Below are 12,643 nucleotides of genomic sequence, written 5' to 3'. Positions count from 1 at the left end.
CGCTGGGCTGCGTAGCGGCCCTTAGCCCAGCCACCGCAGCGTGCCAGATTGCTTGCATTCTGCCTTTTGGGGCCGCTGCGCCCGAGGCGTCGGACCGGCCCAGCGGGAGCAAGCTCCCTCGCCACGAATCTTTGGTTTGCCTTAATGAACAGCACTGTCCCTTCAGCCGAGACGATAATTTGCCCAGATACAGCCTGAAATACGCAGTGGTGTTATTGGTTCTACTGGCGAGTGTGGCGGTCGGCGCCTACGGGTTTTCGACGCTTGAAATGGTGTCCATGAACAGCGGCGCCCGGACGATACTGCTGTCCTTGGGAAGCCTGGCTGTCCTCACCGTCTTCACTCGCCGAACACCGTACATCCTCTGCCTGGGTTTACTGGCCTGCTTGTCCATCGTCTGCGCACAGGTGTGGCCGGTGATGGTCGTCGCGTTGTTGGCACTGTCTGCCACTGTGCTCGGCAAGTGGATGCTCAAGCGACACAACACGGCCGACTGGAGCGTCCATCTGCTGGTGGGAGCGGGCACGCTCGGAACCTTCACAGGCTGGGCGGCGTACCTGCCGATCAACTACCCCTGGCTGTACGGCGCGCTGCTGTCGTTGCCACTTCTACTGGGGCGCAAACACGTGATCTCGCTAGGTCACGAACTGCTGGAGCACACCCGGGCTGTCCGCTCGGCGCAAACACCTATCCAGACGGGGCTCGACGTACTGATTTGCGGCTTCGCCTGCCTTTACGTCCTGGTCGCCTTCATGCCCGAGGTCGGCCACGACGCCTTGGCCATGCACCTCTTCATCCCTTCACACATGGCGCAGCGGCATCAGTGGTCGTTCGACGCGAGCACGTACGTGTGGGCGGTCATGCCCATGCTGGCCGACTGGATCTACAGCATCGTCTACCTGCTGGCCGGCGAAACGGCATCACGCTTGACCAATAGCGCATTCACCCTGTTGCTGGCGTGGCAGATCCACAACATGACCCTCTGGGCCGGAGGCTCTGCCACGAGTGCCCGCTGGGCAAGCCTGATCTTTCTCTCGACGCCCCTCGCCTTCGCTGAAAGCAGCAGCCTGCATATCGAGTCGGCGTGGACGGCCTTCATGATGGCCGGGACGCTGGCGATCCTGAAGGTTTCCAGCTTTACACCGGAGCCCAGGGAGCGCTTGTCACAATTGCTGCTGGCCGGCCTCCTGCTGGGCTTCGCCCTGGCGACCAAAGCCGTGACCTTGAGCGTGCTGCCGGTCCTGTTGGTGGTTCTCTTGTTTCAGTACAAGGCCTGGGCCATCCAAGGGGTCGTCAAGACGCTGCTGCTGGGCAGCGCCGGCCTGATGTTGGCCGGTGCGCCCCCCTACGTCTCGGCCGGGTACCTGACCGGCAATCCGGTATTTCCGTTTTTCAACGCCATTTTCCATTCACCGCTCTGGCCGGACATCAACTTCGAACCGCCGGCCACTTTCGGTACGGGGATGAGCTGGGACACGCTGTATCGAATGGTCTTCAAGTCGCCCGAGTTCATCGAAGGGCGAGTCGGCGCGGCAGGCTTCCAATGGTTGTTGCTGCCGACCGCTGCGGTCGCCGCGCTGTTGAGTGGCAACAGAAAAGCCCTGTGGATCCTGCTGGTCGGCGCCGGCGCGATGTTCGTGACGTTCCACTCAACGGCCTATCTGCGTTACGTGTTCCCCTCCTTCGCCCTCTTCTCGGTGATCCTCGCCCTACCGTTTTCCGACAGCAGGATCTTCCCGCGCAGCCTCGCCATGGTCGCCGGTGCCTTGTTGATCCTGACCAATACTCGTTTCATCCAGGCCGCCACCTACTATGGCGACATCAAGCCCTCCGCGCTGTTGAGCCAGGCCGGTCGGGAGGGCTATCTGCTGGAGCGCCTGCCCCTGCGGAAAATGGTCGACACCGTCAACGCGTTGAACACCGGCCATCAGCCCGTGGCGATCTTCGCGTCGCCTTTGATGGCGGGCTTGCGCGGCGATGCCCTTTACGCCTCCTGGTACAACCTCAAGTGGAAGGGCGAGGTCGACGCGGCGACTTCATCTTCGGAGCTTGCCCGGCGCTTGCGCCAGCGCCAAGTGAATTGGCTGGTGATCGACCTCAAGTCCCTTCCCCAGGCGCGACTGGACCTGCTGCTCAACGTGTCAACCTCCTATGCCCGACTGGGTGACCTGGACCTGCGCAAACTCAACGTCACGCACTACGAGCATCTGCTCAATCCGCAGCTGTCCAGCCTGGACGGCTGGAGCCTGACGACACCTTCGAGCTACGACCCATCGCGCAAAACCCTCACGGTCAACGTCAAGGCCCCGGCGACGCAACGGGTCGAGGTGACGCCGGGGCTGACGTACATCAACAGCGTATCCGCACGCTGCGCAACGACGCCCACCACGGGAAGAATCCAGGCCAACTGGATGGACGCCCAAGGCGCCTTCATCACGGCCAGCATCGAAACGTTTGATTGCACCACGCAATGGGAGACCCACGAAATGAACGTCATCGCCCCCGCGAATGCCACCTCCGCGATCATTTATGCCTCCGGCCACACCGACACTCCGCTGGAGTTCAAGTCACTCTCATTCAGGCAATAGCGGGCGATCACGATGAATTCAAAAACCGAGCTTTTCACGGATGAACAGCGAGTCGCCGTGGTCATCCCCAGCTATCGGGTCACCGCGCACATCGTCGATGTCATAGACGCCATAGGGCCGGAGGTCTGGCGCATCTACGTCATCGACGATGCCTGCCCGGATGGCTCGGGCGGGCATGTGCTGGCCTCCTGTAACGATCCTCGGGTCAAGGTGCTGCCCCACGACGTCAACAAGGGCGTGGGCGGTGCGGTCATGACCGGCTATCGAGCAGCCCTGGCCGACGGTGCAAGCATCATCGTCAAAATCGACGGGGACGGCCAGATGGACCCGACCCTGATCCCGCTGTTCATCGAACCGATCCTGGCCGGTGAAGCCGACTACACCAAGGGCAACCGTTTTTTCAATCTTGAAGAAGTCCAATCGATGCCGCGGCTGCGCCTGTTCGGCAACGCCGTATTGTCGCTGATGGCCAAACTGTCGACCGGTTACTGGGACCTGTTCGACCCCACCAACGGCTACACGGCGATTCACCGCGACGTTGCCCGGCTGCTGCCCCTGGACAAGGTCAGCCAACGCTATTTTTTCGAGACCGACATTCTGTTCCGACTGAACACCGTGCGCGCCGTCGTGGTGGATGTTCCGATGGAAGCCCGATACGGCGACGAAGTCAGCCACCTCAAGATCTCGAAAATCATTGGCGAGTTCCTGTTCAAACACCTGCGCAACTTCACCAAGCGCGTGCTCTATAACTACTACTTGCGCGACATGTCCCTGGCTTCGATCGAACTGCCGCTCGGGGTCCTGATGTTCTTGTTCGGCATCTTCTTCGGCAGCTACCACTGGTTCGAATCGGCACAGAATGGCGTCGCGACGCCAGCCGGAACCGTGATGCTCAGCGCACTGCCCATGCTCATGGGGTTGCAATTGATCATGGCGTTCCTTGGTTATGACATCGCCTCGGTGCCCAACAGGCCCAGGCACTCCAGGCGCAGTAAAGCAACGTCGTTACGGGAAGAAAACTCATCAAAGCATTAAGGGATTTTTTATCGGACCCGTCGCTCAAGGCGTTGGACGTCGATGGCATCGAGCGCCTCGAACTTCACGACAAAGTGCTCGGGCGCAAACGGATGCTGCGGGAAGTCTTCGTGGAGTTCCACCACGCGTTCCATCGCCTGGCAGCGCGCTACTTCACAGCGGAAGGCCTTGAAGTGGAGCTGGGGGCCGGCATCGCGCCCATGCGCAACTCATACCCGCAAGTGCTGGCGACTGACATTGTCTGCACCGAGCGACTGGACATGGCGCTCGATGCCGAAGCAATGAACCTGGGCGATCGTTCGGTCCGGGCATTTTATGGCCAGAACTGTTTTCACCACTTTCCTCACCCGGATCGTTTTTTCAAAGAGCTGGAAAGAACCCTCAAGGTGGGTGGCGGCGCCATTTTGATCGAGCCGTTCCACGGCCCGTTTGCGGCGTTTCTCTATAGGCGCTTGTTCAAATCCGAAGGGTTCGACATGCAATTCCCCTCCTGGGAAACGCCCTCGACCGGCCCCATGAACGGTGCCAACCAGGCCCTCAGCTACATCGTCTTCGTGCGCGACAGGGAGGCGTTCGAGCGCAATCACCCCGGCCTGGAAATCGTCCATCAGGAGATCTGCGGCAACTATCTGCGCTACTTGATTTCCGGCGGCCTGAACTTTCGCCAGTTGTTGCCTGATGCGCTGATCCCCGTGCTCAAAGTCACCGAAAAATTGCTGCATCCGTTGCGGCGGGTATTGGCGCTGCATCACATCGTGGTGCTCAGGAGGACGTCTTGACCTTCATCCGATACGGCGCCATCCAGCTCATGGCCTATACGTTGGACATGGGTGCCTTTTTGCTGTTGATCACGTTTTTCGAGGGGCACCCCGTCCTGGCCAACATCGCCGGCAAAGTCACCGCCGGTGTGTTCGCATTTTTCCTGCATCGACACTTCACGTTCCAATCGACCCACGGCAGCGGCAAGGCCCAAGCGGTGCGCTATTTTTCATTGCTCGCCATCAACATCCCAGTCGCTTCGGCACTGTTCAGCGTGGGCCTGTATTTCGTCGACAGCCCTGCCCCGGTGAAATTGATCTGCGACGTGGTCTGCGTAGCCTTGACCTACTGGATCAGCAAACTGTTCGTGTTTCACTCCAACACGCCCCCGCCCGCTCCCGCTGACCGCGCGGAGGGTGCTTGATGAAACTGGTGATTACCGGCGCGACCGGCTACATCGGACAACGTTTGGCCGCCCTCGCGGCAGCCAGCGGACACGAGGTCATTTGCGCCACGCGCCAGCCATGCCCCGCCCGTTACACCTGGCTTCCCTATGACCTGCGGGGCCCGGCCCCCGATTTCCCCGTTGGCACCCAGGCGTTGATCCATTTGGCGGCCGATACCTCCAACACTGCCCACCGCGACGCGGACGACGAAGTCAGGGCAGCCCAGGCGCTGATCGAACGCGCCCACCAAGGCTCGGCCAAGTTCATCTTCATCTCCAGCCAAACCGCCGAAGCCACGGCCCCGAGCGTTTATGGCAGGACCAAGTGGCGTATCGAACAACAAGTGCTCGCCGCTGGCGGCGCCGTGATCCGTCCCGGCCAAGTGTATGGCGGTCCCGAGCGCGGGCTCTTTGGCCTGTTGTCCGGGATGGTCCGGCGAAGCCCGTTCATTCCGATCCTCGTGCCTGCGCCTTGCGTGCAACCCATCCATGTCGATGACCTCGCGGCCTCGATACTGGCGGTTGTCGAGCGGGACGACATGCGTGCCGAAATCCTCAACCTGGGCGCCGTGCAGCCCATCGCGTTTGGCCGTTTCCTCATGTCGATCGCGACGCACCGGGCCCGTACCACTCGCCTGCCGATCCCGGTGCCCGTGGTATTGCTCAGGCTATTGCGTCGCTCACTCGGCCAGTCGTTGAGGACGAAAGTGGGCCTGGAGCGAATGTTTTCCCTCATCCAACTGCCGCCCATGGACAGCGAGCGCTCCCTGCAAAGAATCGGCATCGCGCTGCGCCCCCTTGCCTACGGCATGCATCGTTCCGGCCATGGTCAACGTCGAGGCCTTCTCCAGGAAGCTGCGGTTGTCTTGACCTACCTGCTCAAACACCCGCCACCAAAAAACCTAGTCCGCCGCTATGCGCGGGCACTGGAGCGAGCCGGCAAGCGGCATCCTGTCCTCCAATCGCGCCTGCTGACGCGCTGGCCAATATTGCTCGCGCTTCTGGACAACCCTGCCGTCCTGCTCAAGCCTGAAGGCCGGGAGCTGGCCTGGCGCCTGCACGTCGCACTGGGTATCGCCGAAGCCAGCCGCCAGGGTGCACTCGTGTTTCTCGGCGACCAGCAGCCGCGAAGCCTGGTCGCCACGGTGGTTGCGCTGGGACTGACCGCACTCAAGGCGCTGGTATGGAAGCTGGCGGCGTTGGCGTGCCGTCCCTTTGCCCGCCAACTGATACTTGAAAGGGAAACCCCGCGTGGCGCCTGAATTCGACGTCATCATTGTCGGCAGCGGTCCGGCGGGGACTTCGGCTGCCTATCCGCTGGTCAAGGCGGGCCTGAAAGTCCTCATGGTCGATGCCCAGGCCAATACGGCCTCACCGGTGCTGCCAAGCCGTCCGTTTCTCGACGCCAGGGCCAACGACGAGCATCAGTGGAAATGGATGGTCGGCGAAAATTTCCACGCGTTGAATCAACAGAACGCGGTCTCGCCCAAGCTGAAGACGCCGACCCATGCCCATGTCTTCGAAGGGTTCAGCGCCAGTAATCGCATCGAGACCGACAACTTCATCGGCGTCGGCTCGCTGGCAACCGGAGGCCTGTCCAATGCCTGGGGCTGCGGCGTGGCAGCACTCGGGGCCAACGACTTCGCCGGGCTGCCCATCGATTATTCGCAGATGCAGGCATCCTACGAAACGGTCGCCCGCCGAATCGGTATCAGCGGTCGGATCGTCGATGACCTGTCGAGCTATTTCGGCCTCGATGAATGGTCGCAACCGCCCCTGCCGCTGGACACCTTGCATCAACGCCTGCTCGACCAGTACACCCGCCGCCACGCGGCATTTCACGAGCACGGGTTTCGCCTGGGCCGCTCCAGGGTTGCCGTCCTGAGCCAGCCCATGGACGAGCGCAAGGCCTGCGATCTATCTGGAAACTGCTTGTGGGGCTGCCACAACCAGGCCTTGTACAGCGCGTCGCAAGAACTGCAGAAACTCAAGCAATACCCCGGCTTCCAGCACGTCCAGGATTTTCTTGTGGAGGACTTGCTGGAACAGGAGGGTTCATGGGCAATCATCGATCGTCGTTCAGCCCGTCGCTTGCGCGCTACGCGCCTGCTGTTGGCGGCCGGCACCCTGGCCTCGACCAGGCTCGCCCTCAAGGCCCTGAACCATCGCGACCCGATACCGCTGCTGTCATCGCCGACGGCGGCCTTCCTGCTGTGGCTGCCAAGAATGCTCGGCACCCCCAGGACCTCGACATTTGGCCTGGGCCAGCTATCGTTCGCCTTGCAGCTATCGTCCAGCACCACCGCGTTCGGCTCGACGTTCAGTACCACAGGCTTACCCATGAGCGAGTTCGTCAGCCGGATCCCCCTGAGCAAGCGCTACAGCATCGAACTGCTGAGGAACCTGCTGAGCGCTTGCGTCGTCGGAAATATTTTCCTTCCCGGGCAGTTGTCCAACAACACAGCGGTCTTGCGTGCCGATGGTTCGTTGCACATCCACGGCCAGGTACGTCCCGAACTCCCCGGACTCATGCAGACTGCCGAGACGAAGCTGCGCCGGTTCTATTGGACGTTGGGCGCGCTGTTGATGCCCATGAGTTTCACCGTCGGCCGTCCCGGGGCGGATATCCATTACGCGGGAACCCTACCGATGCGCTCGATGCCGAAGATCGGGCAGACCGATCGCCTGGGTGAGATCGCAGGCCTTGGCGGAGTGCACATCGTCGACGGCGCCTGCCTGCCCAGCCTGACCGAAAAGTCCCACACGCTGACACTCATGGCCAATGCGGACCGGATAGCCCGCTCACTTGCCACCACGATAGGAAATCAGAAGGCATGACCCACAAGGTACTCTGCATCGTCGGCACACGCCCGGAGGCGATCAAGATGGCGCCCGTGATCAAGGCGCTCCAGGCCGAAAACAATATCGAGTGCCGGGTGCTCGCCACCGCCCAGCACCGAGGCCTGCTGGACCAGATCCTGGAGGGGTTCGCGATCACAGCCGACCTGGACCTGGACATCATGCGTCCCGACCAGTCATTGGCCACACTGACCTCACGCTTGACGCTTGAACTCGACGGCGTACTGCAATCGGAGAAACCGGATGTCGTACTGGCTCAGGGCGACACGACCACGGTCATGTGCGCCGCATTGACGTGTTTCTACCGGCGGATTCCCTTTGGCCATGTCGAAGCCGGCCTGCGGACCGGCGACCTCTGCAACCCGTTTCCCGAAGAAGCCAATCGGGTGATCGCCAGCAAGCTGACCCGCTGGCATTTCGCGCCCACCCAGCGCGCCGTGGACAACCTGTTGGGCGAAGGGGTCGCCAACAGCGATATCAGCCTGACCGGCAATACCGTGATCGACGCCTTGCTGATGACCGCCGAACAGGACTCAGCCTTGGCTGCCCCGCTGGATGCCAGCAAACGCCTGGTGCTGGTGACCGCCCATCGACGGGAGAACTTCGGCGAACCGTTCCGCAATATCTGCCAGGCCCTCAAGCGACTGGCCGAACGAAACCCAGGCATCCAGATTCTCTATCCCGTCCATCCCAACCCGAACGTCAAGGATGTCGCGCATCGCCTGCTCGGCCAAACCCCAAATATTCTTCTCTGCGCGCCGCTGGATTACGCGGCGTTTATCGCGGCGATGAAACGCTCATACCTGATCATCAGTGACTCCGGCGGGGTGCAGGAAGAAGCGCCAGCCCTGGGCAAACCCGTGCTGGTGTTGCGGGAGGAAACCGAACGCCCGGAGGCGGTCGAGCTCGGCGTGGTCAGGCTGGTCGGTGCCAACCCGGACACCATCGTCGAACAGGCCCAGCGCCTGCTCGATGACCCGCAGGCGTACCGAGCCATGGCCCGCGGGGTATCGCCCTATGGCGATGGCAAGGCCGCAGCCCGCATCGTCGAAGTCTTGAAGCGGTACTTCCAGTCATGCGCATGATCTATCTGTCCCCGGTGCCGTGGGCCAACTTCAGCCAACGCCCCCACCACTTCGTCGACTGGTATCACCACCAGACCGGGGCGCCGGTGCTCTGGATCGATCCGTATCCGACGCGCTTACCTGCATTCAATGATTTCAGGCGCAAGGCGCCTGTTGCCCAGCCACAAAATGTCAGCGTTCCCTCCTGGCTGCAGGTCTGCAAACCCCGAAGCCTACCCATCGAGCCGCTCTGGGGCTCGGCAACGGTCCTGAAGCAGCTCTGGCGCAACACGTTCCAGGAGGCCAGCGCATTCTCCGCAGAAGGCTCCTGCAGGGTGTGCGTCGGAAAACCTTCCGAACTGGCCTTGCAACTGCTGGCGCTCATCCCCGCAAGCCATGCCGTCTACGACGCCATGGATGATTTCCCGGCCTTTTACCAGGGCCTGTCGCGCAGGTCCATGGAGCGTCGCCAGGCACAGATCATTCAACGCGTGTCAAAAGTATTGGCGTCGTCCAGCGCGCTTCGCGACAAGCTGCTGGGCATGACCGATCAGGTCGAACTGGCCCGCAATGCCTGTGACATGCACCGGCTGGCGCCTGTCGACAGCCTCGACCTGGGCCCCAAGCAGCAAGTGCTCGGCTACGTCGGCACGCTGGGTCGCTGGTTCGATTGGGACCTGGTCATCGCGCTGGCGCAGGCTAATCCCGGCAACCAGATCCGGCTGATCGGCCCTCTTTTCACTGCGGTGCCTCGCCTATTGCCAGCCAATATCGAGTTGCTTCCCGAGTGCTCCCATGCCAGCGCGATCGCGGCCATGGCGACGTTTTCGGTTGGGCTGATCCCTTTCAAGCTCAACCGCCTCACCGCCTCGGTCGACCCTGTCAAATACTACGAATACCGCGCCCTCGGCCTGCCGGTCATCTCTACCCGCTTCGGTGAAATGGCCCTGCGCGATCGGGAGCCGGGGGTCTGGATCGTCGATGAAGACGCTGATTTGCGTAAGGTCGCCGTCGAAGCGCTTGGCAGTCGAAGTGATCACTCAGCTGTTGAGCAGTTTCGTGAAGCCCATCGTTGGGCCCAGCGTTTTTCTGCGGTAAACCTCACGCAATCCTCCCTGGAAAAACCAAAGGTGTCGTAGCTCATCCGGCGGCGATAAACCCCCGCTGCAAATCCTCAATCAACACCCCGACGTCTTCCAATCCGACATGCAACCGGACCACCGGATTCAGCGCCCGGTCCTCGGTACTGTTCCGATCCTGGGTGTCAGCAACCGTCACCAGGCTCTCGAACCCGCCCCAGGACGCCCCCAACCCGAACACCTGCAAAGCGTCGATGAAGCGTTCCAGGTAAGCGTCGTCCTTCTCGCGAAGCTCGAAGGACAGCAACCCGTTGCTGCCCTTGAAATCCCGTTGCCACAACCTGTGACCGGGATGCTCGGGCAGTGCCGGATGGAAGACCCGCTTGACCTGCGGTTGCGCCTGCAACCAACGGGCGATCTCCAGTGCCTGGCGCTCATGCGTCTCCAGGCGTGGAGCCAGGGTACGGGCGCCGCGCAGGACCAGGTAAGCGTCATCCGGGCTGACGGTATTGCCGAAGGTGTCACTCATGGCCGCGAGTACCGGCCACGCCTCCTGCCGTGTGCAAACGCTGCCCATCACCACGTCGCTATGGCCGCCCAGGTATTTGGTCAGGGCCATGATCGAGATGTCGGCGCCCAACGCCAGTGGCCGGTACAGAACGCCCGAGCCCCAGGTGTTGTCCACGGCCAGCAAGATGCCGCGGGATTTGCAGAGTGCGGCGATGGCTGGCAAGTCGCATAGCTCGTACAACAGTGAGCCGGGCACTTCGGTGTAGACCATCTTGGTGTTGGCTCGCAGCCGTCCGGGCAGGTCGCAGCCATCGGGAGCGAAGTACTCGACCGCTACGCCGAAGGCTTCGAGGAAATCCCGTGCCACGCGCCGTACCGGGGCATAGACCGCATCGGTGATCAGCACATGATCCCCAGGTCGCAGGTAGGCCAGGAAGGTTTGCGCCACGGCGGCCAACCCGGTGCCAAACAGCCGGGCGCGGTAGCCTCCCTCCAACTCAGTGACCAAGTCTTCCAGCGCGAAGGCCGTCGGATTGCCGCGGGCGCCATACGTCAGGACTCGCTCGCTGTCACGCCGGGAACGGGCGTCACGCATCTGTGCCAGGTTGTCGAACAGCACCGTGCTCAAGCGGCTGACCGGTACGTTGACGGTTCTCGCACCGCTGCCCTTTTCGGTGCGCGCGCCATGGATCAGACGGGTGCGGAGTCGCTCGCCCACAGCGCCTTGAACCGGTTCGTGCAACGGCTTGAGGCTGGCGATTTCCTCGGCGCTCATTTGCGCCAGCAAGCCGATCTCCCAAGCCAGGTATTGGCGCGCCGCATCCTTGTTGCCCGCGTGACGGTCATGGGTAAAGAACAGAAAATCGATACACTGCGCATCCGGCAGCGTGTCCACGCCTTCTCCCAGCGCCAGGCCCGCCGCACGCCAGGCATCAGGACCGCCCTCCAGCAAGCGGACTTCAGCTTGCGGTAGCTCGAGTGCCGCCAAGGCCGCCAGGCGAGGGTCATCGGCCGCCAGCACCACTGGCCGCCGCTCACCCGCCAGCGCACTGGCCAATAACGGCCGGATCGACCAACGCGCCCCGGCAATATGCCCTTTGCGATAGGCCCTGCTCGAACGCAGGTCGATCAATGCCACGGCGTCATCCTTGAGGGCATCGGCCAAGGCTCGCACGCTGATCAGCGGCAGTTCCTGCGGCGCGAAAGCGGCTGGAACCGGTAATGCCACGCCACTGCCCAACCCGCCCGACAATACAAAAGCCTGGTGCCCCAGTTGCCGCAGCCAACTGGCGATGATCGGTGCACGCACGCCGTCGTTGTCGAACAGCACCACGCGCGCCTGGCGCACCCCCACATACAGATCGGTGGATTGGATCAACTGCCCGCCCGGTGTGTGTTGCGCACCCGGCAGCGTGCCGGCGGCAAACTCCTCGGCGGTGCGCACATCGCAGAGGAAAAGGCTGCGCCCGGCGTCCGCTGTCCACTGCTCGACCTGGGCAGCCTCGACGACAGGCACTGCAGCCCGCGCGGCCAGTCGTGCCGCCGCCAAGCGCTGGCCTGGCAACGCGCTGCGTGACACCTCATTGGCATATCGACGCTCGCTGCCGTGTTCCAGTGGGAGATCTTCCAGGTCCCAGCCTTGCGTTCCGTTCTCCAGGGCATAGACCGGGTTTTTCAGACCCAGGTCGATCAGCGTCTGGGCACCGATGATGCTGCGGGTCCGACCAGCGCAATTGACCACGATGGGGGTTTGCTCGTCCGGTACCAAGTCGTGCACGCGATAACCCAACTCACCATTCGGACAACAGATCGAACCGGGAATGGTCATCTTGCGATACTCCTCCAGCGGTCGGCCGTCGAGGATCACCAGCGGTTCACCCTCGGCTTGCCATTGCGCCAGTTGACGGGCAGTGACGTGAGGGGTGTGACGCACCGCCTCCACCTGCTCGCCAAACGCCTTGGAGGGCACATGCACACCGGCGAACAGCTGATAGCCCGCAGCCTGCCAACCTTCGGCGCCGCCCTCCAGGATGTGCACATTCACGTAATCCAAAGCCCGCAGGCGTTGCGCCGCGCGCGCTGCGAGGTCTGTGCCATCCTGGTCGTGAATCACCAACCGGACCTTGGGGTTGGGTGCCAGCCGCCGAGCGTCCAGCTCCAGGCGGCTATAGGGCAGGTTCACCGCGAAAAACAGATGGGCTTCGCCATACTGGCCGTGCTCGCGCACATCAAACAGGGCGATTTCCTGCCCGTCGAACAGCCACTGCTGCAGTTGCTGGGGGGTTACGATCTGGCTCATGGGGG

General features: G+C 62.4%; 9 protein-coding genes. 8 read left to right on the top strand and 1 reads right to left on the bottom strand.

Going from position 1 to position 12,643, the window contains the following annotated elements; all coding sequences use genetic code 11:
- Window positions 1-179 precede the first annotated feature (179 nt).
- From JMN22_RS03580 to JMN22_RS03545, 8 genes are all read left to right on the top strand, one after another.
- Window positions 180-2,588: a phospholipid carrier-dependent glycosyltransferase gene (locus JMN22_RS03580; RefSeq protein WP_236010240.1), complete on the top strand. Its 2,409-nt coding sequence runs from the start codon at window positions 180-182 to the stop codon at window positions 2,586-2,588.
- A gap of 12 nt (window positions 2,589-2,600) precedes the next feature.
- Complete coding sequence (locus JMN22_RS03575; RefSeq protein WP_198795832.1) at window positions 2,601-3,623, top strand: glycosyltransferase family 2 protein; 1,023 nt, start codon at window positions 2,601-2,603, stop codon at window positions 3,621-3,623.
- A 92-nt stretch (window positions 3,624-3,715) separates the two neighbouring features.
- Window positions 3,716-4,402 (top strand): class I SAM-dependent methyltransferase, encoded by a 687-nt coding sequence (locus JMN22_RS03570; RefSeq protein WP_236010239.1) that lies wholly within the window; start codon window positions 3,716-3,718, stop codon window positions 4,400-4,402.
- Window positions 4,399-4,806 carry a GtrA family protein gene (locus JMN22_RS03565; RefSeq protein WP_030141701.1) on the top strand — a complete coding sequence of 136 codons (408 nt, stop codon included), beginning with the start codon at window positions 4,399-4,401 and terminating at the stop codon, window positions 4,804-4,806. The genes JMN22_RS03570 and JMN22_RS03565 overlap by 4 nt, the downstream gene beginning before the upstream one ends.
- Window positions 4,806-6,089: an NAD-dependent epimerase/dehydratase family protein gene (locus JMN22_RS03560; RefSeq protein WP_198795830.1), complete on the top strand. Its 1,284-nt coding sequence runs from the start codon at window positions 4,806-4,808 to the stop codon at window positions 6,087-6,089. Before JMN22_RS03565 ends, JMN22_RS03560 begins: the two co-directional genes overlap by 1 nt.
- On the top strand, window positions 6,079-7,665 hold the full coding sequence (locus JMN22_RS03555; RefSeq protein WP_198795829.1) for an FAD-dependent oxidoreductase: 1,587 nt from the start codon (window positions 6,079-6,081) through the stop codon (window positions 7,663-7,665). Before JMN22_RS03560 ends, JMN22_RS03555 begins: the two co-directional genes overlap by 11 nt.
- The gene (gene wecB / locus JMN22_RS03550; protein ID WP_030141704.1) at window positions 7,662-8,771 is read left to right on the top strand and encodes a non-hydrolyzing UDP-N-acetylglucosamine 2-epimerase; all 1,110 of its coding nucleotides are present in this window, start codon (window positions 7,662-7,664) and stop codon (window positions 8,769-8,771) included. Before JMN22_RS03555 ends, wecB begins: the two co-directional genes overlap by 4 nt.
- 86 nt (window positions 8,772-8,857) lie before the next feature.
- Window positions 8,858-9,889 (top strand): glycosyl transferase, encoded by a 1,032-nt coding sequence (locus JMN22_RS03545; RefSeq protein ID WP_337248683.1) that lies wholly within the window; start codon window positions 8,858-8,860, stop codon window positions 9,887-9,889.
- 1 nt (window position 9,890) lies between these two features.
- Here JMN22_RS03545 and metC read toward each other — a convergent pair whose 3' ends face one another.
- Window positions 9,891-12,638, bottom strand: a complete 2,748-nt coding sequence (gene metC, locus JMN22_RS03540) for a cystathionine beta-lyase (RefSeq protein WP_198795827.1) — start codon at window positions 12,636-12,638, stop codon at window positions 9,891-9,893.
- Window positions 12,639-12,643 lie beyond the last annotated feature (5 nt).

Origin of the sequence: Pseudomonas sp. HB05 (assembly GCF_016756915.1) — a bacterium.
GTDB lineage: Bacteria > Pseudomonadota > Gammaproteobacteria > Pseudomonadales > Pseudomonadaceae > Aquipseudomonas > Aquipseudomonas alvandae.
This window is presented reverse-complemented; position numbering and strand designations above follow the sequence as displayed.

Bases quoted from the DNA above. Each gene is read 5' to 3' on its own strand.
- JMN22_RS03560 (WP_198795830.1), top strand. From the start codon at position 4,806: ATGAAACTGGTGATTACCGGCGCGACCGGCTACATCGGACAACGTTTG.
- JMN22_RS03570 (WP_236010239.1), top strand. From the start codon at position 3,716: ATGCTGCGGGAAGTCTTCGTGGAGTTCCACCACGCGTTCCATCGCCTG.
- JMN22_RS03575 (WP_198795832.1), top strand. From the start codon at position 2,601: ATGAATTCAAAAACCGAGCTTTTCACGGATGAACAGCGAGTCGCCGTG.
- metC (WP_198795827.1), bottom strand. From the start codon at position 12,638: ATGAGCCAGATCGTAACCCCCCAGCAACTGCAGCAGTGGCTGTTCGAC.
- wecB (WP_030141704.1), top strand. From the start codon at position 7,662: ATGACCCACAAGGTACTCTGCATCGTCGGCACACGCCCGGAGGCGATC.